The organism is Glaciimonas sp. OK215 (genome assembly GCF_057787885.1).
The window spans coordinates 3557976-3580133 of record NZ_CM173544.1 but is presented as its reverse complement, the minus strand read 5'-3'; the positions used below and the strand labels follow the sequence as shown (position 1 = coordinate 3580133).

Annotated in this window: 32 protein-coding genes; 6 read left to right on the top strand and 26 right to left on the bottom strand. The window is 59.8% G+C overall.

What is annotated here, in order from left to right; genetic code table 11:
• Window positions 1–96: 96 nt before the first annotated feature.
• The 14 genes from AC3CHX_RS16460 to AC3CHX_RS16395 are packed head-to-tail and all read right to left on the bottom strand — an operon-like array spanning window position 97 to window position 10906.
• The gene (locus AC3CHX_RS16460; RefSeq protein ID WP_488629117.1) at window positions 97–1332 is read right to left on the bottom strand and encodes a phage late control D family protein; all 1236 of its coding nucleotides are present in this window, start codon (window positions 1330–1332) and stop codon (window positions 97–99) included.
• Window positions 1332–1826: a phage tail protein gene (locus tag AC3CHX_RS16455; protein ID WP_488629116.1), complete on the bottom strand. Its 495-nt coding sequence runs from the start codon at window positions 1824–1826 to the stop codon at window positions 1332–1334. The genes AC3CHX_RS16460 and AC3CHX_RS16455 overlap by 1 nt, the downstream gene beginning before the upstream one ends.
• A gap of 11 nt (window positions 1827–1837) precedes the next feature.
• On the bottom strand, window positions 1838–4450 hold the full coding sequence (locus AC3CHX_RS16450) for a phage tail tape measure protein (protein ID WP_488629115.1): 2613 nt from the start codon (window positions 4448–4450) through the stop codon (window positions 1838–1840).
• A gap of 2 nt (window positions 4451–4452) precedes the next feature.
• Window positions 4453–4569: a GpE family phage tail protein gene (locus AC3CHX_RS16445; RefSeq protein WP_488629114.1), complete on the bottom strand. Its 117-nt coding sequence runs from the start codon at window positions 4567–4569 to the stop codon at window positions 4453–4455.
• An 8-nt stretch (window positions 4570–4577) separates the two neighbouring features.
• Window positions 4578–4907 (bottom strand): phage tail assembly protein, encoded by a 330-nt coding sequence (locus tag AC3CHX_RS16440; RefSeq protein WP_488629113.1) that lies wholly within the window; start codon window positions 4905–4907, stop codon window positions 4578–4580.
• A gap of 24 nt (window positions 4908–4931) precedes the next feature.
• Complete coding sequence (locus AC3CHX_RS16435; protein WP_488629112.1) at window positions 4932–5441, bottom strand: phage major tail tube protein; 510 nt, start codon at window positions 5439–5441, stop codon at window positions 4932–4934.
• 27 nt (window positions 5442–5468) lie between these two features.
• Window positions 5469–6641, bottom strand: coding sequence for a phage tail sheath protein (locus tag AC3CHX_RS16430; protein WP_488629111.1), 1173 nt, complete (start codon window positions 6639–6641; stop codon window positions 5469–5471).
• 46 nt (window positions 6642–6687) lie between these two features.
• Window positions 6688–6996, bottom strand: a complete 309-nt coding sequence (locus tag AC3CHX_RS16425; protein ID WP_488629110.1) for a hypothetical protein — start codon at window positions 6994–6996, stop codon at window positions 6688–6690.
• Window positions 6986–7228 (bottom strand): hypothetical protein, encoded by a 243-nt coding sequence (locus AC3CHX_RS16420; protein ID WP_488629109.1) that lies wholly within the window; start codon window positions 7226–7228, stop codon window positions 6986–6988. Before AC3CHX_RS16420 ends, AC3CHX_RS16425 begins: the two co-directional genes overlap by 11 nt.
• 11 nt (window positions 7229–7239) lie before the next feature.
• The gene (locus AC3CHX_RS16415) at window positions 7240–8418 is read right to left on the bottom strand and encodes a phage tail protein (protein ID WP_488629108.1); all 1179 of its coding nucleotides are present in this window, start codon (window positions 8416–8418) and stop codon (window positions 7240–7242) included.
• Window positions 8415–9035: a phage tail protein I gene (locus AC3CHX_RS16410; protein WP_488629107.1), complete on the bottom strand. Its 621-nt coding sequence runs from the start codon at window positions 9033–9035 to the stop codon at window positions 8415–8417. The genes AC3CHX_RS16415 and AC3CHX_RS16410 overlap by 4 nt, the downstream gene beginning before the upstream one ends.
• Window positions 9028–9939 carry a baseplate J/gp47 family protein gene (locus AC3CHX_RS16405; protein WP_488629106.1) on the bottom strand — a complete coding sequence of 304 codons (912 nt, stop codon included), beginning with the start codon at window positions 9937–9939 and terminating at the stop codon, window positions 9028–9030. The genes AC3CHX_RS16410 and AC3CHX_RS16405 overlap by 8 nt, the downstream gene beginning before the upstream one ends.
• Entirely contained in the window at window positions 9936–10262 is a 327-nt protein-coding gene (locus AC3CHX_RS16400; protein ID WP_488629105.1) for a GPW/gp25 family protein, read from the bottom strand. Before AC3CHX_RS16400 ends, AC3CHX_RS16405 begins: the two co-directional genes overlap by 4 nt.
• A complete protein-coding gene (locus tag AC3CHX_RS16395; RefSeq protein WP_488629104.1) occupies window positions 10259–10906 on the bottom strand; it encodes a phage baseplate assembly protein V in 648 nt (215 codons plus the stop codon). Before AC3CHX_RS16395 ends, AC3CHX_RS16400 begins: the two co-directional genes overlap by 4 nt.
• Before the next feature lie 249 nt (window positions 10907–11155).
• On the opposite strand from AC3CHX_RS16395, the gene AC3CHX_RS16390 reads away from it, so the two are divergent.
• The 3 genes from AC3CHX_RS16390 to AC3CHX_RS16380 all read left to right on the top strand — a co-directional run bounded on the left by AC3CHX_RS16390 (window position 11156) and on the right by AC3CHX_RS16380 (window position 12931).
• Window positions 11156–11380: a Com family DNA-binding transcriptional regulator gene (locus tag AC3CHX_RS16390; protein ID WP_488629103.1), complete on the top strand. Its 225-nt coding sequence runs from the start codon at window positions 11156–11158 to the stop codon at window positions 11378–11380.
• Window positions 11328–12122 carry a DNA adenine methylase gene (locus AC3CHX_RS16385; protein ID WP_488629102.1) on the top strand — a complete coding sequence of 265 codons (795 nt, stop codon included), beginning with the start codon at window positions 11328–11330 and terminating at the stop codon, window positions 12120–12122. Before AC3CHX_RS16390 ends, AC3CHX_RS16385 begins: the two co-directional genes overlap by 53 nt.
• A 275-nt stretch (window positions 12123–12397) precedes the next feature.
• Entirely contained in the window at window positions 12398–12931 is a 534-nt protein-coding gene (locus AC3CHX_RS16380; RefSeq protein ID WP_488629101.1) for a hypothetical protein, read from the top strand.
• Between the two features lie 22 nt (window positions 12932–12953).
• Here AC3CHX_RS16380 and AC3CHX_RS16375 read toward each other — a convergent pair whose 3' ends face one another.
• From AC3CHX_RS16375 to AC3CHX_RS16320, 12 genes are all read right to left on the bottom strand, one after another.
• Entirely contained in the window at window positions 12954–13421 is a 468-nt protein-coding gene (locus tag AC3CHX_RS16375; RefSeq protein WP_488629100.1) for a phage virion morphogenesis protein, read from the bottom strand.
• Entirely contained in the window at window positions 13418–13906 is a 489-nt protein-coding gene (locus AC3CHX_RS16370; RefSeq protein WP_488629099.1) for a phage tail protein, read from the bottom strand. The genes AC3CHX_RS16375 and AC3CHX_RS16370 overlap by 4 nt, the downstream gene beginning before the upstream one ends.
• A complete protein-coding gene (lysC, locus tag AC3CHX_RS16365; RefSeq protein ID WP_488629098.1) occupies window positions 13884–14111 on the bottom strand; it encodes an Rz1-like lysis system protein LysC in 228 nt (75 codons plus the stop codon). Before lysC ends, AC3CHX_RS16370 begins: the two co-directional genes overlap by 23 nt.
• A complete protein-coding gene (lysB, locus tag AC3CHX_RS16360; protein WP_488629097.1) occupies window positions 14005–14421 on the bottom strand; it encodes an Rz-like lysis system protein LysB in 417 nt (138 codons plus the stop codon). Before lysB ends, lysC begins: the two co-directional genes overlap by 107 nt.
• Window positions 14412–14867: a D-Ala-D-Ala carboxypeptidase family metallohydrolase gene (locus tag AC3CHX_RS16355; protein ID WP_488629096.1), complete on the bottom strand. Its 456-nt coding sequence runs from the start codon at window positions 14865–14867 to the stop codon at window positions 14412–14414. The genes lysB and AC3CHX_RS16355 overlap by 10 nt, the downstream gene beginning before the upstream one ends.
• Complete coding sequence (locus AC3CHX_RS16350) at window positions 14864–15145, bottom strand: phage holin family protein (RefSeq protein WP_488629095.1); 282 nt, start codon at window positions 15143–15145, stop codon at window positions 14864–14866. Before AC3CHX_RS16350 ends, AC3CHX_RS16355 begins: the two co-directional genes overlap by 4 nt.
• On the bottom strand, window positions 15138–15494 hold the full coding sequence (locus AC3CHX_RS16345) for a putative holin (RefSeq protein ID WP_488629094.1): 357 nt from the start codon (window positions 15492–15494) through the stop codon (window positions 15138–15140). The genes AC3CHX_RS16350 and AC3CHX_RS16345 overlap by 8 nt, the downstream gene beginning before the upstream one ends.
• A 15-nt stretch (window positions 15495–15509) precedes the next feature.
• Window positions 15510–15719: a tail protein X gene (locus AC3CHX_RS16340; protein ID WP_488629093.1), complete on the bottom strand. Its 210-nt coding sequence runs from the start codon at window positions 15717–15719 to the stop codon at window positions 15510–15512.
• Window positions 15719–16210, bottom strand: a complete 492-nt coding sequence (locus tag AC3CHX_RS16335; RefSeq protein ID WP_488629092.1) for a head completion/stabilization protein — start codon at window positions 16208–16210, stop codon at window positions 15719–15721. The genes AC3CHX_RS16340 and AC3CHX_RS16335 overlap by 1 nt, the downstream gene beginning before the upstream one ends.
• Before the next feature lie 95 nt (window positions 16211–16305).
• Entirely contained in the window at window positions 16306–17019 is a 714-nt protein-coding gene (gpM, locus tag AC3CHX_RS16330; protein WP_488629091.1) for a phage terminase small subunit, read from the bottom strand.
• Between the two features lie 4 nt (window positions 17020–17023).
• Window positions 17024–18031, bottom strand: coding sequence for a phage major capsid protein, P2 family (locus AC3CHX_RS16325; protein ID WP_488629090.1), 1008 nt, complete (start codon window positions 18029–18031; stop codon window positions 17024–17026).
• 53 nt (window positions 18032–18084) lie between these two features.
• Window positions 18085–18915, bottom strand: a complete 831-nt coding sequence (locus AC3CHX_RS16320) for a GPO family capsid scaffolding protein (RefSeq protein WP_488629089.1) — start codon at window positions 18913–18915, stop codon at window positions 18085–18087.
• A 152-nt stretch (window positions 18916–19067) separates the two neighbouring features.
• Here AC3CHX_RS16320 and AC3CHX_RS16315 point away from each other — a divergent pair, with 152 nt between their 5' ends.
• From AC3CHX_RS16315 to AC3CHX_RS16305, 3 genes are read left to right on the top strand one after another with little or no spacing between them, the layout of a single operon-like run.
• Window positions 19068–20855 (top strand): terminase ATPase subunit family protein, encoded by a 1788-nt coding sequence (locus tag AC3CHX_RS16315; protein WP_488629088.1) that lies wholly within the window; start codon window positions 19068–19070, stop codon window positions 20853–20855.
• Window positions 20852–21925 (top strand): phage portal protein, encoded by a 1074-nt coding sequence (locus tag AC3CHX_RS16310; RefSeq protein ID WP_488629087.1) that lies wholly within the window; start codon window positions 20852–20854, stop codon window positions 21923–21925. Before AC3CHX_RS16315 ends, AC3CHX_RS16310 begins: the two co-directional genes overlap by 4 nt.
• Window positions 21922–22134, top strand: coding sequence for a hypothetical protein (locus AC3CHX_RS16305; protein WP_488629086.1), 213 nt, complete (start codon window positions 21922–21924; stop codon window positions 22132–22134). The genes AC3CHX_RS16310 and AC3CHX_RS16305 overlap by 4 nt, the downstream gene beginning before the upstream one ends.
• The last annotated feature ends 24 nt before the right edge of the window (window positions 22135–22158 follow it).

Here is a 22158-nt window from a genome sequence, read left to right as displayed (position 1 = left end):
GGCATTCCTGCATCGTGACTGAATCGTCAAAAGTAGGAAAAACCGACACTTAGCGGTAGCTTTGCTAAGTGTCGGTTTTTTGTGAACCATGAAAATTCAGTGTGACTGATCGATATCGCTATTTTCTTTGATGATCTCCCGCCGCTCCCGTATCTTTTCCCATTCCAGTTTGACCGCCCGTGCGGCTGTCTGCTTGCTGGCATAGACGTGCTTAAGTGCCTTGGCGTTGGAACGTGACCCGGCCAGTTGTTCGCCGTTCTTCTTGCTGACTTTGTTGCGCCATAACGCGGTGACGCCGGTAATCCCGTCGTCCGGATCGGTCTGCTCCTCACGCTCGACTTCGGCTTCCTCGGTTTTTGTCTCCAGCTCGATGCGAGTGGTAAATCCGGCATCGCTGATGCTGTGCGTGACTTTCGATGTCAGCCAGTCGACGCTATCGATGGCGGCCTTGAAGCCCATGACTGCGACCGGCGACTGCGGCATCAGCGCCGGATTGCCGAGTGCCAGCGATAGTTCGAATGTTGCCAGACCACGCTGGATCCGCTGCCATTCGGCGACGGCGGCGGTGCGGGCGTCGGCTTCGCTGGCGTAGGTGGTGCGTAAGCGTTTGGCGTTGCCGGGAGCACCTGCCACCACGCTGCGGCGCAGGCCGTGTCTGTCGTCATGCCAGAACACGCGCACCCCGGAGTAGCTGTCGCGTTCGGCGCTGTGGTAGCGGTGGCTGTCGCCGAGCTGGCGGGTGATGCGGATGGTGGGCAGATCCTTGCCGGAGACAGTCTGGCTGCGGCTGGCGGGGGTGAAGATCAGGGTGTCGTTTTTTACGGTGGCGGCGGCGTCGTATTTTTTGCCGAGGCGGCGCAGGAAGGCGGCGTCGCTTTCGCGGGTCTGGTCGATGTGTTTGACCGCTATATGGCGCAGGGCGTCGGCGATGCCGGTTTTCAGTTCCTGGCGGAACGCGATGACCTCGATAATGGCGCCGAGCGTGGTGTCGTGGAAGCTGTGCTCATGCAGCTGGCGGAAGGTGTCGATCAGATTGGCGGTGCGGGCGCGTAGCGTGATGGTGTCGGGCGTACCGATGTGTTCGACTTCATCGACGGTGAATATTCCCTTGTCGACCAGGCCGGTGTCGGCCCAGCCGATTTGCAGATTGATCCTGGCCCCGCGTGGCGGGATCGCCAGCTGGCCGTCGGCGTCGCTCAGGGTCAGGTCGAGCTGGTCGCTGTCTTCGCCGCGACATTCGGTCAGCGTCAGGCTGACCAGGCGCGGGGCGATCTTGGCGGTGATGTCCTGGTCGTCCAGGGTGACTCGGAAGGCGGGTGTCGGGTAGGGCATCAGAACATGCCTTTGGCGCTGGCCACGGCATCGTTGACGGTCTTGCCGAGGCCTTCCAGGCTGAGCATGTTCTTGATGCTGCCGAGGTCGCCCAGGCTGCTCAGCAGGCCCGGCACGGATTCGTCGGTGCGTTTCAAGGTCAGCGAGAATTCGACGCGTGCGGCGTCGCCGTTCCGCGCCAGGATGGTGCGGCCTTCGGCCATGCTGGCGATCACGAACGAACCATAGATGCGGCCGGTGCCCTGGATCAGGATCCACGACTTGCCCGTGTCGGCCATCAGACGCAGCGCGTCAAGCGAATACAGGCTGCCGGTCAGTTCGGGCGCGATCCAGCCGCTCAGGGTAATGGTGTCGTCGCCCTTGCCGGTGTATTGGCGGGCGTCGCGGGTACCGACCCGTGCGGTGCTGGGATGCTTCCACTCGGTCTGGCGCTGCAGCTCCTGGTAGGCCAGCGTGGGCAGGCTGAAGACGAACATGCCGAGGGCCATCATCATGGTCGTTCTCCTTATGCGTAGTGGTCGGAAAGGCTGGAGCGTAGCCGTGCGGCCTTTTGGCGGTCGCGCTGCTCCAGTGCCTGGGCGACGGCGCGGGCGATGGCGTGTTCGTCCATGCCGGGGCTTGGCTGGATGATGATCTGGATGGTGTCGCCGTGGATCACCGTGCCGCTGCCGGCAGCACGCGGCGCGAGTGGTGGGCGGGTGTCGAAGGCCATCGCAGGCATGGCGGCTGCGCCGATGGCGATGCCGGCACTTAGCTGGGTTAAGCGTTTTGCGAGGCCGCTGACCTTCGCAATCGGCCCATCCTCGCCGCGCTGCAGCCCCACGGCCAGACCTTGCATCGTGAAGTCGCCGAGTTCGGCAAAGACGCGGCTGGGGCTATGGATGCCGAGCTTGTCCTTGAACCAGCCGATGACGCTTTCTCCCGCGCCGGTGATGGTTTTCTTGACCCAGCCGAGCGCACCGGTGATACCGTTGACCATGCCGCGCATGATGTTCATGCCGAAGTCGGTAAACTTGGCTGGCATGTCCACGCCAAACCAGCGTATGACACCGGCAAAGGCCTTATAGAACAAGCCAAGCGGCGACCAGTTCAGGATCAGCGCGTTGACGCCCATAAAACCGCCGTTGAAGGCTTGTTTTATTTCGCTCCACATGCCGCGAAAGAATCCCTTGATAGGGTCCCAGAATTGATAAATCAAGAGCGCCGACACCGCGATGGCCGTCACCGCCAAACCGATGGGATTCATCAGGAACACGTGCCCTAACCACATGACGACAGTGCCGAGGCTGCGCAAAATCGGCATCAATACCCCGCCTGAAATACCGATACCGGTCAGCGCATAGCGCATGATTGCGAACGGGCCGAGCAGCGCTGCCACGCCCAGCGCCAAACCGCCAAGGCTAACCAACAGGACGGCAACGATGGCGGTGATCTTCAATAACGTGCCAGCCAGTTTAGGGTTGTCCTCGATCCATTTCGAGATCCGCTCCATCACGCCGCCGAGCGTCTCCATGATGTCGGTCAGGGCCGGTTTCAGGGTGCCGCCAGTGGCGGAGGAAAACCCGAACACCTTGTTCTGCAGAATCTGCCATCTGGCCGACAGGGTGTCGAGCCGGGCCTGAAACTCGCGGTCCATGCTGCCTTGTGCGGCCGCGCCGTTGGCGAGTTCCAGTTGCCGGCGATATTCGCCGACGCCGACGGCCAGTTTGGCGATGGCGCCGCCCCAGTCTTTGCCGAACAGGCGGGTGACGGCTTCCATCTTGGATTCGGTCGGCAGCGCGTTGATTTTATCGAGGACCGTCAGGATCGTGCCCTGGGCGTCCTTGATCATGCCCATTTGCAGGTCTTTGCCGCTCATGCCGATCATCTTTGCACCAACCTGGAAGCGTTCCGGGTTCATCCTGGCAATTTGCAGCTGACGCATCATGCCGGAGGAGGCGGTATCGGCGCGTTCCGGGGATTCGCCCAGGGTGAGCAGGGTCGATGCCAGTGCGGCGGCGTTTTGGGCGGACAGGCCGATGGTGGAGGCGGCGCCGGCCAAGTCGCCTTGTAGGACGCTGATGATGTCGGCACCTTTGGAGATGGCGTTGTCGTCGAGATAGTTGATGGCGTCGCCGAGCTTGTCGAGGCTTTGAATCGGGATTTTGAAAATCCCGGCGATCTTGCCCATCTGGTCGCCGATCTCGGCAGCCGGCATGTCAAAGGCGGTCGCCATCTTGGCGTTGTTGGTGGCGAAGGCAATCAGGTTCTCCTTGCCCTGAATTCCCATGCGCGCGCCAGCCACGGTGAGGTCGATCAGTTCGGTGGTGGTCATCGGGATGCGGGTGGCCAGCGCGCGCATTTCGCGGCCCATGTCGTAGTAGGTGTTGGTCAGCTTGCCGTTGGCGTCGCGGGCGCCGTCTACCTGTTTGGCGATGCCTAGCATGCTGTCTTCGTATTGCATGAATGCGGTGACGGTTTTTAATACCGGCATGCCGGTGGCGACGCCGGCGGCAGCCATGCTGGCACCGGCCATGGCGACATTGCCTGCCACGGCGCGGGTTTTTTGCAGACGCTGACGTGCCATGCCCATGCGTTCCTGTTGGCGCGCGATTGCGGTCAGTTGCTTTTTCTGGGCTTCGATTGTGGCGGTGGTGGCGGCGATATCGCTGCGCAACTGGCGCTGATGCTGGCCGAAATTGGCAGTGCCTTTACCGGCGTTGGCGATTGCGCCGCGTAGCGCGCCGGTCTGGATGCCGGCTTTGGCCATCTCGTCGCGCAGGCCTTGCAGTTTGATGCGGTCCTGACTGAATTGCTCTTTGAGTTTTTTGGCGGCATTTTGTGCACTCTCGAAGCTTTTTGTCATTTCCCTGGTTGGATTGTCGGCGGCCTTCATTTCTCTGGCTAAGGCGTTTACTTTTTCTTGTGCGGTTTTTAATTTGTTGGAGGTGGCGCTCAGTCCGGCGTGCAGTTCGCGGAATTTGCCGGCGGCACCTTGCTGCTTGTTGAGTTCTTTCAGGCGGTCGGTCGTCGCCTTCAGTGCTTTCGCCGTCGGCGTGGTAGCGCCCCGGATTTTTTTGAGAGGACCGGTGATCTTGTCCAGCGCTGTCATGATTACTTGTAGTCTCAGGTCCGCCATGTTTATTGCTCCGCGCCGCTGCGTAGTCTGGCGCGTTCGCGCCAGTCCATTAATTCACTCAAGGAAAAATCCGACATGGCAGATGGTGACCAATGGAACACCGCGGCAATGTCGGCCATCGCGTTTTCTACGCGGTCGGGGACACCATGTTCCGATCCGCTTTCGTCGCCAAAAAATAGGCGACCTCGGCACCGAGCGACATCAGGTCGGCCAGGTCGAGGTTGTTGACTTCCTGCGTGGTCAGGGTTGGCTGAGTGATGCGTGGCAACACCTTTTGCAGCGCCATGACATCAAGGTGGGCGACGTCGAGCAGCGAGACGCCGCGCAACTCTCCGGCTTTGGGCTTGCGTAGCTGGATCTCGGTGATGGTGGTGTCGCCGCGCTTGAGCGGTTCGTCCAGGGTGATGGTGACGTGGGTGCCGGTGTTGGCTGTGCTTGCTTCTTTTGCGGCTGTCATGGTGCGTCCTTTGGTGGTGGAGGGTTACAGGCCGATGGCCTTGCGGATTTTGTCGTTGGTGCTGACGCCGTCAACGATCTCGACGCTGTTCATGAAATCGAATTCGTAGATGACTTGGTTGTCGATGGTCAGCTTGTAGTAGCTGCAGGCGGTGGAGAATTTGTGGGCGGTGTCGTCGCCGACCTTGCTGGATCCCATGTCGATTTCCTTGTGGCGGCCGCGGACTACCACTTCTACCGCCGAGACCTCGCCGAGATCGTCGTTTTCGTAGGCACCGGCGAAGCGCAGCTGGACGGCGTTGTGGCGCCTGGCGGCGTATTGCTTCAAGGCGTCGACAATCAAGCCGCCGGCAGTCCATTCCAGCGTGATGGCTTCGTTGCCGAAATCGACCATGACCGGGCCGGTCATGCCGCCGGCGCGGTATTCCTCCATCTTGCGGCTGAGTTTTGGCAGCGTGATTTCCGGTACCATTCCCATGTAGGACGCGCCGTCGTTGAATAGGTTGAAATCTTTGAGTTTGCGGGGTAGGCCCATGATAGTTTCCGATTGGTGAAGGAACGATTAAGCGGTGATCCGGCTGGCGAAGTCGGCCAGGTAGCGGTCGGTGATGCGTTGCTGGAACACCAGGTTTTCCAATGGCGGGACCGGGGTGTAGTCGTAGTCGATCGCCAGCTTGCCGGCCTTCAGCGTGTCCTTGCTGTTGAACTGTTCGTCATACCAGGCGCTGCCGTCGATGATGTAGCCCTGGGCTTTGAGGTCGCGGAATTTGGCGTTGATGCTTTCCAGCAGATCTTTTACTAATGACGGGTGCAACGGCTTGTCGACAAAGGTGAAATGCGCCTCGGCGATGGTGTCGGCCAGCACTTGCGCGGTGCGGGTGTAGTTCTCAAAGAAGAAGAATTCCGGCACTTCACAAGTGCGCGAACCCCAGAAGCGGAAGCCGCCGTTGTTGATCAGGGTGGTGACTTCGTTCATGTTCAGATAGCCGGCGTCGGTGGCGGGGTCCTGCAGGTCCCAGAATACGTCGCTGGAAATCCCGGTGGGGCCGTTGACGGGCATGTTCGACAGCGTCTTGTGCCAGCCGATTTCTTCGTCGATTTTGGCGCGCAGGCCGAGTGCATAGGCGACTGCAGGGATGCTGGCTTCGGCGTCAATGGCGCTGTCCCAGTTGACGAAATCGGGCCAGATCAGCATCAGTTCGCGTTGGCCGAAATCCTTGCGATAGGCGACCGCTTCTTCCTTGGTCTGGCAACCGTGGGCCGACGCATAGACAAAGCCGCGTAGTTGCTGGGCGATGCTGACCAGCGCGTTGGTGACCGGTTTGGTGTCCAGTCCGGGTGCGCCGAGGATACGCGGCTTGATGCCGAGTTTGCTCTGGGCGGCCAGCAAGGCTTTACTACCGGTGTATTTGCCGCTAGCGGTGACGCTGCCGATCACGTTGCCGGTGGTTTCCGCTTCGTCGGCACCTTCGGCGACGCGCACGACGATGGTAAACGGTTTGGTTTGCGCGCCGATGGCGTCCAGGGAGCGGCGCAGCGTGCCTTGGGACCCGGCTTTGCCCAGGGCGGCAATCACGTTGGTCAGCAGCACCGGCGTATCCAGCGGGAAGGTGTCCGGATCGGCATCCTCGGAGGTGGCCAGCAGGCCGATGACGGCGGTGCTGATGGTGCGGATCGGGCGCGTGCCCTGGTTGATTTCGATGACGCGCACGCCGTGGTGATAATCGGTTGCCATGTGGGCTCCTATGGATAATGGGGTGTGAAATATCGGTGGTACTGCTTCATTCAGGTTTCAGCCGTGCTGGCAGCCCGGCAGCAGCAGCCAGAACACGCTGGCTGGCCGCATTGGCATCGACCATTTCATTGCGAAACGACTCAACGGCGGCGGCCGTGCTGCGCTGCTGCTGTGAGTTCTCGATCAGCAGAATCGGCATCCAGCTGATGGCGCAGCCATGCTCGTCCACCGCCTCCCCGGTAGATGGATTCTTGCCGGCCAGCTTGGTAAACCAGACACAACGATGAATCGCGCCGTCTTTGATTTCTTCGCAGGTGTGGCCGAGTGGGCAGGACAACACTGTTTTAATCTCCATTGAGGACTCCCGGCGGTGGAGAAAGTAGCCAGGGGATGGACAGGTTGCGCACGATCCAGTCATTGCCGTCCCAGGCGGCTTCCTGGTCGACCGATAGGTTCATGGGTGGTGCTTTCAGGGTGGTCTTCGGCGGTAGATGCAGCGCCCACTGGTCGAGATTGCCGTCGAAGGTATACGTGCCGATGTAGGACATATCGTCGCCGTATTGATAGCCTGTGATGAGAATTTCCAAGGGATGGCTCCTTAATTTTTTTCGCAAATGATCAGGTCGATGTAGCGCGGGGTCCAGTTGGTTTGCGACGAGCCGTTGTCGGTGCCGCCGCTGTGGCTGTGGCCGGCTGATATGCCGCCGGCCCAGATGCCGGTATAGGCCACGGCGGTGTTTTCGCCCGCTGCATTCGTCAACCGTACAAAGGCACCGCTGTCGCCACCGACCAGGTTTGTATTATGCGATTCACCACCGACGTGGCTGTGGCCAGGGTCGCCGATGCCGTGGGTGTGATCGGAACTCGCGTTACCGGTGGTGACGCCGTGCGTGTGCGCGGGAACGACATTGTTCAGGATCGGGCTGTGGGATCCTGCAACGCCGCCACCGGCAGTCTTGACGACGCGCAGCATGCGGTTGTCCGCATCATCGGAGGTATCCTGGGTCCAGCCGGTTGGCGCCGCAGCCTGCGCAAACGGCATGCGCGTGCCGGACGGAAATGCGGCTGCCGCTATCGCCGCCTGGACAAATTCGGTGTTCGCCGCGCGCTCTGAATCATCGTCATCATCGGGCGTGGGGACGGTGGGTGAGTTGATGAACTCCGGGCTGTCGAGGGGCGCTTTGGCGTCGAGGGCGGCTTGCAAACCAGTCGTTTTTTTAATCGCCAGCGAGGGAATGCGTTGTGCCGATAACTGCCCGCTGACGATATCGGCAGCGTCGTGTTGATGGATCAATGGCGCGGCATACTCTTCGACATAATCTTCCACATAAGCACGCGTGGCCAGGACCACGGCAGGATCGATCTTGAGTTCGACCGCCTCGGTGCTGGACACCAACAACACCATGCGCACGACCTGGGTGCGGCCGCTGCCTTCGGAGAGTTGCGGCTTGTAGCTGGGCGGGCAATTCGCCACCGCGCACAGATAGCCGTCTTCGTCGTAGACGCCGATTTCGCGGATCCACCAGCCGCCGACGCTTTCCGGCAGTACTTGTTCGACGATGATCTGGCTGGGATTGGCCGCATCGACGACGAGCCGGTTCAGCGGCGCACGGTAGCGCTCGTTGAGCAGCTCCTCCTGTGTGCGGTCCGGGATCGGTGTCTGGTCAAAAGCGTCGCCGACGCCCATGTGCGTGAGTTGGATGGTGGTGCCCAGCGCGGTGGCGTTGGCGATTTTAGCTTCACCGAGTTCGGTCAGCGTGGCGAAATAGGTGCTCATGGATAAACCGTCATGGTGTCAATGGTGTGGGAGCTGCCGCCATGCAGCAGGTTGCCGTGGACTTCGATGAGTTCATCGAGCCACGGATGGACGGTCATTTCGTCGCCGTCGAAGGTGGCTGCGGCTAGGTAGGTCGTGCCGTGCGTTTCCAGCTGGATCGACAACCCGGTCAGATGGCGGCTGACCGGTTTGGCGTCGGCGATCAGGCGCTCCATTTCGGCGTACATCACGTCGGTGATGCCGCCGTCCAGCACGCCGACTTCGAGCTGGAAAGTGCCGGGTATGCCAATTGGCGTCGTTTGCCACCATTCGGTGATGGTGATCAGGTAGCCCAGCGTTTCGACCACACGGCGCACGGCGGCAATCGTGCCCTTGTGCTTGTGGATGTAATACGCGGCCTTGATCGCGGCGCGCTGCAGCGCTTCCGGCCAGGTCTCGTCCCAGCGGTCGACCGAGCATTCCCAGGCCAGGAATGGCAGCAGGTCAACCGGACAGGTATCCGGATTGCGCACATAGCGCACCGGTACCGCCAGTGTATCGATCCGGGCGCAGGCGCTAGCCAGCGCCCGTTCCAGGGGCGTGGTATTCGGCGGCAGGGTGGCCACAACATTAGTCATAGACCACCTCAATGGTGATGTTGATCGCCGTGCAACGGGCCGCCTGGGTGGCGTCGATCAGCAGGTCGACGGCGGGGGAATGCAGGTCGATATGGCGCACGCCTTCGACGTGCAGCGCGGCGCTGAGGGCGCTGCGATAGATGCTGTATTTCAACGGACGGCGTGGTGTGGCCGCCCGCGCCGCCTGCTCCCGGGCGGCCGCCGTCACTATCGGCGCTTCCGGACCGACACCGATATACAGCGTCGCGGCGATCTGATAATCGATGATCTGTGCGCTTCGCACGAGCAGACAGTCGCCGATGGGCCGGATCTCTTCGGCCGACAAGGCCGTGTAGACGATATCCAGCAATTCGCCGTCGGCTTTGCCGTCGCCCAGCGCCGACAGTACAGTGACGATCACCACGGCCGGCCACGGACTGGTGGCGCTGGCATCCCTGACGCGGCCATCGGCGCTGCGGGCATGGAATTCGTAAGCGGCTTGCGGCCCGGCCACCGACAGGCCGTCCGGGGCTTCCTGGATGCGCAGGCGGTAGGCGTCGTCGTCCTCTAACACTTCGGCCACCGGCGGCACGGCAGCGGGATCCGTTGGCGTGACGACCAGGCGCGCCACATTCACGTTTGCGCCGAGGTGATCCAGATCGGTATCGACGGCATAGGCCAGCATCACGGCGCGGGCGGCGTCGTTGATGCGGCTGCGCAGGATCATCTCGCGGTAGCTGTTCTCTTCGAGTAGTTTGGTGGCGGGTTCGGATGCCAGCGACAGCATGGCCGCCACCTGGGCGCGTTCGGCTTCCGGCAGCAGGTGCAGTACGGCCGATTTGCGCGCGGCCAGGATGGTTTCGTAGTCAATCGTCTCGACCACGGATGGCGCGGGGAGGCGCGACAAGTCTATTGGTGCGCTCATACCGGCACCGCCAGGGAAATGTGCTGGCCATCGGCGACGCCGTCCAGGATTAGGGTGGCTTTGCCGTCCTGGTCGCGCTCCAGGGCAATGCCGGTCAGGTGGATGCGTGGCTCCCACAAGCGCACGGCGTGCGCTGTGGCGGCGTAAATGCGCAGGGTGGTGGCGCCGTTCAGCGGCTGGTCGATCAGCTCCGGCACTTCGGAGCCGTAGAGGCGGCGCATCACGCGAGTGCCGATCGGCGTGGTGATGATGTCGGCCAGCGACTGGCGGATGTGCGCCAGGCCGGTGAGGGCGCGACCGGTGCTGCGGTGCATGCCCATCATTGCGGCGGCCCTGACTGGTCTTCACCTTGCTTGACGCCGCCATGCGGATGCTTCACCAGGCTGATGCCGTTGGCCACCACATCGTCGGTGGCTTCCAGTTTGCCGTCGATGACCGCCGCCGGGCCGCCATCTGCACCGGCGGTCACGGCCATGCCTGCCTTTAACGAGCTCAAGCCATTGACGGTGAGATTCTTTTGCACGGTCAGATTGCCAGTGCAGAGCGTGTCTTCGGCGTTGGAGGTGACTTTGCCGGGAAGTGCCGTCACGCTGGTGCCGTCTGGCAGCGTGGCAGTTAAGGCATGGGCTGCGCTGTCGTACTGCACCACAGCACCATCTGCATAGCGCGTGGTGTGATGCGCCGGATTGGTCGATGGTGGCTGGAACTTGTCTGAATACACCGCTGGCAGCAACACTGCGTTATCGAAATTGCCTTCCGGCGACAGCAGAATGACTTGCTCACCTATGGATGGCGGCCACCAGGTCTGCGCATCGCCAGCGCGTGCGGTCGCCCAGGGCCGCCACGCGGTGGTGTTATTGCCGACCTTCACCCGCACGCGTTGGGCGTCGTGATCGATGTCGGCAATCGTGCCGATACGGATCAGGTTCAGGATAAGGCGCAGCAGTTCGGAGAGTTCGGCAGTCATGCAGTGCATGTTGCCGCGTTGCCGCTGGCAGCGCAGCAAGCACAGGGTTGATAAGCCGCTTATCAACTCCGTCGATGTGCCACACCATGCGTGCGCGTGAGAAAGTGCAGCCTCAGACGCGGCGACGCGGACAGTGCGCTAACACTGACCACGCCACCGTACCGGCAGACCTACCTGCAAGCAAGGCCCAGGGCCGCGCCACCTGATCAGGCGACTCGAAGGCTAGCATATTTACGCAGGTATACCCAAATGCAGGACATCCGCTGCGGGAATTGTTCCCGAAAACTCGGCGAGGGCGAATACATCGCCCTCGCCATCAAATGCCCGCGTTGCGGCACACTGAATCAATTCAGAACCACTCATCTGAGGGCCATGCGCCCCACACCAGCATGCCGTTGCGCATCCGAACCAGGAACACACCATGGATGCCAGTCCGATCATCCCGTGGCTGGGTGGCAAGCGCCGCCTGGCTGACAAACTCATCCCGCTGTTTCCGCCGCATGAATGCTATGTCGAGGTGTTCTGCGGCGGGGCCGCGCTGTATTTTTTGCGGCCGGTGCCGGCGCATACCGAAGTCATCAACGACATCAACGGCGAGCTGGTCAATTTGTACCGGGTGGTGCAGCACCACATGGAGGAATTCGTGCGGCAGTTCAAGTGGGCGATCAGCAGCCGCCAGATTTTTAAATGGCAGCAGGCGGTGCGCCCGGAGACCTTGACCGATATTCAGCGCGCTGCGCGTTTCTACTATCTGCAACAGCACGCGTTTAGCGGCAAGGTGGTGGGGCAGAATTTCGGTACCGCTACCACGGCTCCCGCGATTAACCTGTGCCGGATTGAAGAAAATCTGAGCGCGGCCCATTTGCGGCTGGCCGGTACCTACATCGAGCATCTGCCGTGGCTGGAATGCATGCAGCGCTATGACCGGTCGCATTCGTTCTTTTATTTGGATCCGCCGTATTGGCAGACCGAGGGGTATGGCGTGGATTTTGGATTCGAGCAATACGAGCAGATGGCGGAATTCATGCGCACCTGCAAGGGCAAGGTGATGGTCAGCATTAACGATCGCCCGGATATTCGGGCGGCGTTTGAGGGCTTCACGATGATGGGGCTGGACATCAAATACAGCCTGGGCAGCGCGCATGGCCAGTCGGGTACGAGCAAGGAACTGGTCATTATCAACTGGGATGCAAAGAGTTGTGGACAGCTTTTCTAGCGATAACTTAGCAGGAAATAGTGATGGCAGAAGATAATGCTTACTTTTGGGAAATATGCTAATTTAGATCAGAATTTTTATTCTGATCTCCGCTGACTCACCCGGCTCTTGCTCGATACGAAGAAGTCTAGGTTATGGTGCGCCATCTAATAGCAACCAATGGCCATTGAATAATCTAAGAATAATTATTAAATTGATCCTCAATGCAAGCTACGAAACGGCCACAAAATAAATGCAAGGCCTGCGGGTACACATGGTATCCACGAGGGAAGAGTGTGTCTCTCAAATGTCCGAGCTGCGGCAGCGGCAACGTTTCCGTTGTCGGAGGTGGCATAGGTATAGCGCTACTGGTAGTGATAGCGTTTTTTATATTTGGCGGCAGCAACAAAAAAACAGCCACAGAGTCTACGACCACCGATGCGAATGTAGAGGCGCCGGCGATTATCGAGCAGCAAGCAGTAACACCAACAGCTATTGAGCCTACTACAAGCAACGAGAATTTAGAGACGCCAGCTGTGATCGAACAAAAAGAAGCAACACAATTTGCCAGTTCAAATGAGTTAATCAAAACAAACCGCGTAGGCAGTTCAGAAACCCATTCCGAAGACCCAATCGTGGATAAGTCAAACTCAGCATCGGAGTTGAATGGAACATCGAACGACACACCATCAAAAATCTGCAGTAATGAGAGTAATTACTTCTCTAGAAATAATTGCATGTGGCGCGAATGCGTGAGGCCTGAATTCACATCGCTTGAAGAGTGCGTAGACAAGAAGCAGAAAAGCAATGTGGAGATATCTGGTCATTAGAATTTGTAGAGTTCCTACCCTCTCAAAAGCCGCCAAGATGGCGTAACAACGAATCACGAATCAATGCCTGGTCCGTCGCGCTAAAGCCGAGCAAGGGGCGCGCCGGATAGTGATATTCCGGCCCTTTCTTGGATACCCGATCTTTCAAGCCGTCCTGATGCACACGGGCGATCCGCGCCACCCTCCCAAAAAATCCCACTGAGAGTTGATTTTCATCCTGACGGATTTTGAGGTTCTTTTGCGTCCGGAGCTTGTCAAACATCGCCGCCTTTTGGCGTTTGATGCGCCCTTTTTTACCGCGCAATTCCTTGCGCCTTTTGCGTGCTGTGTAGTTCGCGCCATCCGGCGCATGCTGGCTGGCAATCCGTTGCGTCTGGCTGCGCCGCAGATCCTGGGCGACCTGGCGATTGACGAGGCGACGTTGTGCCGGTTGCAGCTTGGCCAGCAACGCACCGGCCCATAACTCAAGGGCGCGCAGATCGTCCGTCATGGGGGATCGCCTGGCGTATGCCATTCGGCGATTAATGTGTCTCCTGCATATAGCTTCCAGAAGTCGTCGGTGTAGGCGGGAGTGGCTTGCGGTTCGGCCAGATGGCGCACCTCCAGTCTGCCTGTGTCGACGCGTTTGACGACGACGCGCTCGGTCAGGTCGAGCTTGATCGACAGGTCGATCGTTTCATGGTTGTTGTAATCGACTTCAAAGCCAATACCGGTCTTGCGCAGGTCCGGATTGCTAAGCAAGTCATTCTGGTGGACCGCTACCCATGCCAGCAGCGGCACCATGATGGCATCTGATTCGCCGGGATAGTCGATGATGATGACATTGAGTTTGTAACGATACTCAAAGGACAGTGAGCCAGTACCTACGGCTACAGCCTGCCCTTCATCCGCAAACACCAGAAAATTATTGGGATCCCGCTTCAGCCCGGGATTCGCCGCACCCAGGTGCGCTCTAAGGCTGTTTGGTTTGTACATGGTCAGGTTCTTGTTGGCAGTTGTAAATCATGTCGACCTGGGCGGCACAGGACGCCCAGGCGGCTTCGGCGCGTTCCAGTGCGAGATTGAGTGCGCCGTTAGTCTTGGGTGCTGACGCCGGCAGGCTGCAGCGCGTGACCGCCGGACAGGCGGTAAGTGTGGGCACCGGTGACGGCGGAACGTTCGCGCATCCGGGCAATAGCATCAGGCAAGGCAGTATCAGCCCAGCTACGAATAGCGGCGTTTTCATGTTGGAGGCTCTCGATCATGGTTTCACGTTCGGACAGGGTGGCGGCAATGCTTTGCCGAGCGGCTTGCAGCTTGATCAGCGCCTTCCTGTTGTTGGCGTCGGCTGCTTTCAGCGTGTTGATGCTGGCATCGCGCTCGGAGATGGTTTTCTCGGCCCGTGCTGCACGCGCCTTTGCTGTGATCAGACTGGCGCGCTGGACATAGATCACCGTGCCCAGCGCACCGACGAACAACGCGCTGATCAGCGCTTTGACGATCAAGTCCATAGGCCGGCCCGCGTGCCTTTGGCGTCGATCGTCAACACCTGGCGGCGCGGCTTGACGCCTTCGGCGGCAATCCCCAGATGGACCCAGACCGCCGCTCCGGCGCGCTCATAAATCAGTTGGTCGAATCGCAGGGTTGACTGATCGAGCTTGTGGCAGATCGCCAACGGCGTGCCAAACGCCGGGGCGGTAAAGTCGTTGGCCAGGCCGACCAGGTGGGCGCTGTTCCTGGCACCGCCCACGGCCCGATTTAGGGCGGGGCAGCGATAGCCGCTGGAAATATGCATCGGCGCGCCGCCCAGTTCCAGCCGCACCAGTTCGTCAATGCGGGCCAGGCGGCGCAGGTTGGAGACGATGGCCGGCGTCGGCGTGTTGGCGATCCCCCGGATGCGCGCGGTGTCGCTGCGCAGGAATTCTTCCAAGGTGAAATGGTCGGTCAGTGCAGTCATAGGTTCCCCCGGACAATGTTGGCGACGTTGCCCTGGGCGCGATACACCAGCACGCACAAGGTAAAAGCGATTCCGGCCTGCCCGAGTGAGATGTGCCCGTGACCGAGCAGGATCTCCAGTACGCATCTGCCGGTAAGCGCAATCAGCAGCCAGGCCATGCACGACACGTCGAAGCGGTAATTGGCAACCCCGCGTCGATAGCACAGCAGCTGCACGCAGGTGACGGCATAACAGAGCAGCGCGATGGCGGTAATGCAGTGATCGATTGCGTTACTCATTACGGCCCCCTTTGCGCATCCAGTCGGGCAGCGCGATGGTCTTGATCAGATCGATGCCGTGCAGCGTCAAGGCGATGACGGCAGCAGAAGCGAAGAACGCGGCGACGCCGGATTGTTTGAGCGGGGTGTTGTTGATGACTTCGGGTGCCGCCAGGTAGCCGACCGCCAGCGAAATGACCATATACGCCAGCCGCTGCAGGAGTGGCAGTTTCTTGCTGGAAATCGCCACTAAAGTGGCACCGGCAAAGGACCCGATCAGGGCATTGCCGTCGATCCCGGGGAAGATGGACGACAAGCCGATGCCGGCAACGGCGGTGACGACTAACGTGGTGGTGCTGGGTTCTGCCATGGTAGGTTCTCGCGGTTAGTCCCAGAGCTGGACGATCTGGGCGGTTTTAGTGGGAGTTGCTGTGGGTTCGGGCAAGCTGACCAGCCGGCCGTGTGGCAGGATCGGTCCGCAATCGGCCAAGCCGGGGTTGAGTTCGAGTGCCGCTTCGACCACATTGGCGGTCGCGCCCAGATGCCGCCAGCAGAGCAAATCCAGCGTGTCGTGTTGTCGGGCGCGTACCAGCATCAGATCAGCTCGACGGTCAGGTGCGGGCGGCCGATGATGTTGGCGATGGCCCAATGCGCATTCCGGCGTTGATCGCTAGGGGCGTTGTCGAGCCATTCCATCGCTTTCTTGTCGCCGAGTGATGACGCGGTGCTGTCGTAATCGCGGTAACGCTCGATCAGGTCGGCCTTGGCGGTGCTATAGACGGCACGTCGATAATGGGCGATCAGCACGCTTTCGCGGTCGATATGGTCTGCAGGGACGGCGGCCAGCGTCAGATAGCCGGCAGCGATTTTTTCTTGCTTCCAGGCGGCCAGTTCTTGATTGACGTGCAGGATGGCGGCGACCACCGCTTGCCGCAGGCGCGGATCGGTGACCGTGCCGTCCAGGCGCATCGCATCGCGCATCTGCGGCAAATGGATGTCGGTGTACCAGCCGTCGTTTTCAACAAGCGTTGCGTGGGAGGGTGGCGTGCTATGGGGTGTCGCGGGTTCTACGGCAAGAAAGCTCATCAGGGACTCTTTAAAAAACCGGCGGTGGGCGGGCTTCACGCTGGACTTTCAAGTCAGAGATCGGCCCGCGCCGCCGTGCGCCAGGGGGGGCTCGGTTAGCCTTGCGTCGCTTTCTTGAGGCGACGTTCCAGGATTTCTATGTCTTTCTTTACGCCCACGCCTTCGAACAGTGCCAGGGCGCGGTGCAGGTTGGCGTTGGCGGCTTCGGCAAGTGGCAACTGCTCGGGGGTGACATCCGTATTTCTCTCGGGACCTGCGACGGCCAGCTGCGCGTAGCCGAGCGCCTTGTGCAGCTTGGCGCGGGCCTGGTCGGGGGTGTCGCTGTCTTGCGTCAGGTCGCCAATTGCACCGAGGATCTGTACGGCTTGCTCCGGATCATTGGCGAGGCTTCCATTGAGATAAGCGCCGGCAAACTCATCGAGCAACATGGTCGGAATGTTGCGGCTGTACTGGTCCGGCAAGGTCATCTTGTGGTCGACCGCATAGCGGGCGACTTTCAAGGCGCGTTCGAACTCGCCGACATCGATGGTCCAGACCAGGATCGTGGTCAATACATCGTCCTGGCCACCTTTGCCGGCGGCCAACACGCCGTCGATCCAGGCTTGATAGTTCGGCAGCAGTTTTTGTTTCAGCGCGATCTTGCTTTTGACGGACTGGATCGCTTTTAAGCGCCGACGATCCTCGGCCAGTTGGTATAACTGGAGCTCGTACTGGGAGCCGGAGGTGGGACCGCCTGGTACGGTGTTAGCTGCCGCACGCTCGGCCAGGATGCGCGCCTGGTGGCGCAGGGCGGGGGACAGGTGGCTCATAGTGTTACGCCACCAGCTCGATGTTTTCGATGACAGCGCCGAGGCCGAAGTCTTCGATTACATACGCATCATTCGACGATTCGTAGTTTTCGATGCGGTCGCGTTTGGCTTCATCCACCATGCGGCGACGCCGTGCCGATTCTTGCCAGTAGATCGACAGGTTGTCGAAGCGGGTAATCAGAATCGCGTTGTCGGGGAAGAACGGGACCCGCACCGCCGGCAAGCCGCCGATGCGCTTCTGGCTGAGGATGATGTCGGCGGCCAGTGTTTCGGTGGGTGCCTGTTTGGTGTTGATCAGTGGAAAATATTTGTCGTTCAACAGCTTGCGACCGACGAAGGCGACCAGGCCGGTGTCTTCCTGGTACCAGGGATCGAGCAGGTTGATGCCGTCCGCCACGGCGGCGTCGAGATTCAGATAGTCGCCATCGGTGCCGACCAGCAGCTTGCCGGGCTCTTTCTCGCCCTCGGACATCACGCGTTGCGGTGCGTCGTCGCGGTAGTGCTGCAGCCAGCCCTTGTTGACGTCCTGCAGCAGCGGGTAGGTGGCGATATCGGTGTCGGAGGCGATCTTGGTGCCGTTGAAACCGATCACCATCCGGTCCAGTCCCTGGCGAATCAGGATCTGCCTGGCAATGCGATTCTGGAAGTCGGCGAACTTGGCCCAGGCGTCGAGTTTGGCGTAGCCGATGTGGGTGTCGAAGTTGGTCTTTTCACAGCGATAGCGGCGGTCGTCCAGACTGGATACATCGCGGGTCTGGCGGTCGCCTTTGCTGGTGTCGGTGCGGCTGGCGATGGGGCCGGACACGCCGAGGCCGAGTTTTTCGCCTTCCTGTTCGGTGACGCCGATGATGTTGATCTTTCTCAGAAATTCGCTGGATTCCTGGATCTTGTCTTCCAGCTTCTGTTGCACGCTGGGGGCGACGCTGAAGGTATGCTGCACGCTGGAGGTCGCGTTCAGTTGCGCGACGCGGCTGGTGTAGCCTTCGAAGGCGATACGGGTATTGGCTCTCATCTGGTCATGCTCCGGTGTTGGTTCAAATGGGGATTGCGAGGTCGGCGTGGCGCTTAAAAGTCGGTTTGCTGCGCGCCGGTGCCGCCTGCCGCCGCTGGGCGTTGCGTCGGATTGCCGTCGGTGGTGTCCATTTGCTGTTTGAAGGCGGCAAAATCGGCGGTCACGGTTGTCAGGGATTTTTCGAGGGTGTCGATGCGTGCCTGGCTGGCTGAGAATTTTTCAGCGCCGGCGGCGACGTGCGTGGCGACGGTCTGGATGGCTTCGCTGACGTCTGAGTAGCGCGCATCGTTGCTGGTGTCGCCGGCGGTGATTTTCTTGAACAGGTTCTTGATGCTGGTCGCCAGCTTGCCCGGTTCGGAATCCGCTGTTTCGAACTCCAGCTCGATTTCGACCGCTTCCGAATACAGGTTGTCAGGATTCTGTTTGCGCGATGCAAAAGGACTGGCTTTGCCTTGATTTGCCGAGAACATTAATATTTCGGTGCCAAGGCTGGCCGGGGTGTCGGTGACGCCCAGCCCGATCAGGTAGGCCTGACCGGAATCAGCGAAATTCGTGTTGATTTCCAGGCTGGTGTAGATCTTCTGGCGTGCTTTGGTCATCGCGATCAGATCCGGTGTCGGTGACACTTGCGCGAACAGGGCCAGCTTCTTGCCGGTGTCGGTGTCGACTTCTTCGGCTTTTACCGCGAGCACATCGCCATAGGCCTTGAACGGGCTATCGGGCAAAATACCGCGTATGTGTTCCATCCAGACGCGGGCGCCATAGGTTGCCGGGTTAAACGTGCTGGCGATCTGCTCGATGGTGCTGCGGTCGAGCTTGCGACCGTCTGTGGTCGCGCCTTCGGTGGCAATGCGGAAGAATTTCGATTTCTGTTTGTCTGCCATGGTGGTCTCGGGTTGTGCTGAGGGTTCGATGCTGGAATCAGGACTCCATGGTCGACCCTGGCACGCACCGACTCAACCGGCAGAGGGTTGATAAGCGGCATATCAACCCTTTGCTGTCCCCGTTACGCGCGCGTGACGCCTACGCTTGCGCCATGTCTGAGCTTCTCGAAGAAAATCCTCCCGTTGTAGAACCTGAAACGGATCCGCGCCGCATTGCCAAGCATTTGTACTGGCAAGGCTGGCGCGTCACGTCGATTGCAAAACACCTGAAGCAGAAGCGCCCCACCATCGAAAGTTGGAAACAGCGCGACGAATGGGACAAGGCGTCGCCCCTCGAAAAAATCGAATCGTCACTGGAAGCGCGTCTGGTGCAGCTGATCGGCAAAGACGCCAAGACCGGCGGCGACTTCAAGGAAATTGATCTGCTGATGCGCCAGGTCGTGCAGACCGCCCGCGTGCGCCGCTACGAAGCCCCGGGCGGCAACGAAGTCGATCTGAATCCGAAGCTGGCCAATCGCAATGCGGAGCCAAAGAAGAAGCCGACCAGGAACGATTTCAGTGAGGAACAGAAAGACCAGTTGCTGGAGGCGTTCCAGGATTCGCTGTTCGATTATCAAAAGGTCTGGCACCGCAATGGCCACCAGCGCACGCGGGTGATTCTGAAATCGCGCCAGATTGGCGCGACCTGGTACTTTGCCCGCGAAGCGTTGGCCGATGCGATGGCGACTGGGCGCAATCAGATTTTTTTGTCGGCATCGAAGTCGCAGGCGCACGTCTTCAAGCAATACATCATTCAGTTTGCCAAGGAGGCGGCCGGCATCGATCTGACCGGCGACCCGATCGTGTTGCCGAACGGCGCGCATCTGTATTTCCTGGGCACCAATGCGCGGACCGCGCAGGGTTATCACGGCAATTTCTACTTTGACGAATTCTTCTGGACGCATAACTTCCAGGAGTTGAACAAGGTGGCGTCGGGCATGGCGCTGCACAAGCAGTGGCGCAAAACCTACTTCTCGACGCCATCCTCGATCACGCATCAGGCCTATCCGTTCTGGACCGGCGAGTTGTTCAACAAGCGCCGTGCCAAAGCCGACCAGGTCGACATCGATGTCAGTCACCAGCGGCTGTCATCGGGCTTCACCGGCGAGGACAAGATATGGCGTCAGATCGTCACGATCCTGGATGCGGAGCGGGGCGGATGCAACCTGTTCGATATCGATGAGCTGCGCAATTTCGAATACAGCCCGGACCAGTTTGAAAACCTGTTGATGTGCAATTTCATCGACGACACGCAATCGGTGTTTCCGTTGATGGCGTTGCAACGCTGCATGATCGATTCCTGGGTGGATTGGGACGACTACAAGCCGTTCACTTCGCGTCCCTTCGGCAACCGCCCGGTGTGGATCGGCTATGACCCGTCATTGAATGGCGACAGCGCCGGCTGCGTGGTGATTGCGCCGCCGTTGGTGGCCGGTGGCAAGTTCCGGATCCTGGAGCGCTTCCAGTGGCGCGGCATCGACTTCGAAGCGCAGGCCAAGGAGATCCAGGAGATGACGACGCGCTTCAACGTCGAATATATCGGCATCGATACCACCGGCATGGGCATCGGCGTGTTTCCGCTAGTGAAGCAGTTTTTTCCGCTGGCGACCGCGATCAACTATTCGCCGGAAGTCAAAACCCGCATGGTGCTCAAGGCGCAAAACATCATCAGTAAAGCACGGCTGGAATTCGACGCCGGCTGGACCGATATCGCCCAATCGTTCATGACTATCCGCAAAACGCTGACCACCAGCGGCCGGCAGGTTACCTATGACGCCGGCCGCACCGACGCAACCGGCCATGCAGACCTGGCGTGGGCCTGCATGCACGCCCTTGACAACGAACCGTTCGAAGGCAGCAACGAGAACACCCAATCCTTTATGGAGATCTTCACATCATGAGAAACAAGCGGCAACAGCGCGCCAGGCAACGTACTGAAACATTGATTACATCGCCCACCGTGCCATCGGCAACTCCTTCCGCAGCAGGCGACTTTGAGGCATTCAGCTTCGGGGATCCGACGCCGGTACTCGATAGCAGCGAAGTGCTGGATTGCTTCGAGTGTTGGCTCAACGGCAAATGGTACGAGCCGCCGGTGAGTTTCCCCGGCCTGGCGAAATCATTTAATGCGAGTGTCCATCACAGCAGTGCGATTTATTTTAAAACCAACATTCTGACCTCGACCTTTGTGCCGAACAAAGTCCTGTCGCGGGATGCCTTTAAACGCTTCGCGCTGGATTTCCTGACCTTTGGCAATGCCTACCTGGAGAAACGGAGCAGCCGAAGCGGCCTGACGTTGCGGCTCAGCCATGCGCTGGCGAAATACATGCGGCGCGGACGTGAACTGGACACGTATTTTTTTATCAATGGCTGGCAGCAGGAACATGCCTTTGACAAGGGGACGATCTTCCATTTGATGGATCCGGATCTGAACCAGGAAGTGTACGGCGTGCCGCAATATCTGAGCGCGCTGCAGTCGGCGTGGCTCAACGAAGCCGCCACGCTGTTCCGCCGCAAGTATTACAAGAACGGCTCGCACGCCGGTTTCGTGTTCTACATGACGGATGCGAAAGCGAACAACGAGGATGTCTTGAAGCTGCGACAGGCGATCCACGAAAGCAAGGGGCCGGGCAATTTCCGCAACCTGTTTATGTACGCGCCAGGAGGCAATAAGGACGGGATCCAGATCTTGCCGGTGTCGGATGTGGCGGCGAAGGATGAGTTCTTCAATATCAAAGGCGTGACCCGTGACGATGTGCTGGCAGCCCATCGCGTGCCGCCGCAATTGCTGGGGATCATGCCGAACAATACCGGTGGATTCGGGGCGGTCGAGCCATCGGCGCGCGTGTTTGCGCGGAATGAGCTGGTGCCGTTGCAGACGCAGTTTCTGGCGCTCAACGAATGGCTGGGGCAGGAGGTGGTGCGATTTGAAAAATACGAATTAATTACAGGTGAGGGAGCGAAACGATGAGTGATATTGCCGACCGCGCAGATCAAGTGATCGCAACTGAGATCGTGGCATCTTTGGCTGCTGTCCGTAAATCGGCGCTTAGCACTGCACCGGATGGTCATTGCTGTTTCTGCGATGAGCAGGTGCCTCATCCTGGGCGCTTTTGCAATGTCGATTGCCGCGACGATTTCGACAGGGAGCAAGCGGCTTTGCGACGAGCTGGAAGATAAGACATTGCCATCGGATTAGCGGCA

Excerpts from the sequence above, each read along its gene's own strand:
- AC3CHX_RS16350 (WP_488629095.1), bottom strand. The coding sequence starts at position 15,145 with ATGAGTAACGCAATCGATCACTGCATTACCGCCATCGCGCTGCTCTGT.
- AC3CHX_RS16345 (WP_488629094.1), bottom strand. The coding sequence starts at position 15,494 with ATGGCAGAACCCAGCACCACCACGTTAGTCGTCACCGCCGTTGCCGGC.
- AC3CHX_RS16325 (WP_488629090.1), bottom strand. The coding sequence starts at position 18,031 with ATGAGAGCCAATACCCGTATCGCCTTCGAAGGCTACACCAGCCGCGTC.
- AC3CHX_RS16320 (WP_488629089.1), bottom strand. The coding sequence starts at position 18,915 with ATGGCAGACAAACAGAAATCGAAATTCTTCCGCATTGCCACCGAAGGC.
- AC3CHX_RS16460 (WP_488629117.1), bottom strand. The coding sequence starts at position 1,332 with ATGCCCTACCCGACACCCGCCTTCCGAGTCACCCTGGACGACCAGGAC.
- AC3CHX_RS16455 (WP_488629116.1), bottom strand. The coding sequence starts at position 1,826 with ATGATGATGGCCCTCGGCATGTTCGTCTTCAGCCTGCCCACGCTGGCC.
- AC3CHX_RS16310 (WP_488629087.1), top strand. The coding sequence starts at position 20,852 with ATGAGAAACAAGCGGCAACAGCGCGCCAGGCAACGTACTGAAACATTG.
- AC3CHX_RS16425 (WP_488629110.1), bottom strand. The coding sequence starts at position 6,996 with ATGGAGATTAAAACAGTGTTGTCCTGCCCACTCGGCCACACCTGCGAA.
- AC3CHX_RS16435 (WP_488629112.1), bottom strand. The coding sequence starts at position 5,441 with ATGGGCCTACCCCGCAAACTCAAAGATTTCAACCTATTCAACGACGGC.
- AC3CHX_RS16315 (WP_488629088.1), top strand. The coding sequence starts at position 19,068 with ATGTCTGAGCTTCTCGAAGAAAATCCTCCCGTTGTAGAACCTGAAACG.
- AC3CHX_RS16415 (WP_488629108.1), bottom strand. The coding sequence starts at position 8,418 with ATGAGCACCTATTTCGCCACGCTGACCGAACTCGGTGAAGCTAAAATC.
- AC3CHX_RS16355 (WP_488629096.1), bottom strand. The coding sequence starts at position 14,867 with ATGACTGCACTGACCGACCATTTCACCTTGGAAGAATTCCTGCGCAGC.
- AC3CHX_RS16410 (WP_488629107.1), bottom strand. The coding sequence starts at position 9,035 with ATGACTAATGTTGTGGCCACCCTGCCGCCGAATACCACGCCCCTGGAA.
- AC3CHX_RS16395 (WP_488629104.1), bottom strand. The coding sequence starts at position 10,906 with ATGACTGCCGAACTCTCCGAACTGCTGCGCCTTATCCTGAACCTGATC.
- AC3CHX_RS16390 (WP_488629103.1), top strand. The coding sequence starts at position 11,156 with ATGCAGGACATCCGCTGCGGGAATTGTTCCCGAAAACTCGGCGAGGGC.
- lysB (WP_488629097.1), bottom strand. The coding sequence starts at position 14,421 with ATGGACTTGATCGTCAAAGCGCTGATCAGCGCGTTGTTCGTCGGTGCG.
- AC3CHX_RS16400 (WP_488629105.1), bottom strand. The coding sequence starts at position 10,262 with ATGATGGGCATGCACCGCAGCACCGGTCGCGCCCTCACCGGCCTGGCG.
- AC3CHX_RS16440 (WP_488629113.1), bottom strand. The coding sequence starts at position 4,907 with ATGACAGCCGCAAAAGAAGCAAGCACAGCCAACACCGGCACCCACGTC.
- AC3CHX_RS16375 (WP_488629100.1), bottom strand. The coding sequence starts at position 13,421 with ATGACGGACGATCTGCGCGCCCTTGAGTTATGGGCCGGTGCGTTGCTG.
- AC3CHX_RS16430 (WP_488629111.1), bottom strand. The coding sequence starts at position 6,641 with ATGGCAACCGATTATCACCACGGCGTGCGCGTCATCGAAATCAACCAG.
- AC3CHX_RS16385 (WP_488629102.1), top strand. The coding sequence starts at position 11,328 with ATGGATGCCAGTCCGATCATCCCGTGGCTGGGTGGCAAGCGCCGCCTG.
- lysC (WP_488629098.1), bottom strand. The coding sequence starts at position 14,111 with ATGCTATTGCCCGGATGCGCGAACGTTCCGCCGTCACCGGTGCCCACA.
- AC3CHX_RS16370 (WP_488629099.1), bottom strand. The coding sequence starts at position 13,906 with ATGTACAAACCAAACAGCCTTAGAGCGCACCTGGGTGCGGCGAATCCC.
- AC3CHX_RS16445 (WP_488629114.1), bottom strand. The coding sequence starts at position 4,569 with ATGGCCGACATTGCCGCGGTGTTCCATTGGTCACCATCTGCCATGTCG.
- gpM (WP_488629091.1), bottom strand. The coding sequence starts at position 17,019 with ATGAGCCACCTGTCCCCCGCCCTGCGCCACCAGGCGCGCATCCTGGCC.
- AC3CHX_RS16405 (WP_488629106.1), bottom strand. The coding sequence starts at position 9,939 with ATGAGCGCACCAATAGACTTGTCGCGCCTCCCCGCGCCATCCGTGGTC.
- AC3CHX_RS16335 (WP_488629092.1), bottom strand. The coding sequence starts at position 16,210 with ATGAGCTTTCTTGCCGTAGAACCCGCGACACCCCATAGCACGCCACCC.
- AC3CHX_RS16340 (WP_488629093.1), bottom strand. The coding sequence starts at position 15,719 with ATGCTGGTACGCGCCCGACAACACGACACGCTGGATTTGCTCTGCTGG.
- AC3CHX_RS16305 (WP_488629086.1), top strand. The coding sequence starts at position 21,922 with ATGAGTGATATTGCCGACCGCGCAGATCAAGTGATCGCAACTGAGATC.
- AC3CHX_RS16450 (WP_488629115.1), bottom strand. The coding sequence starts at position 4,450 with ATGGCGGACCTGAGACTACAAGTAATCATGACAGCGCTGGACAAGATC.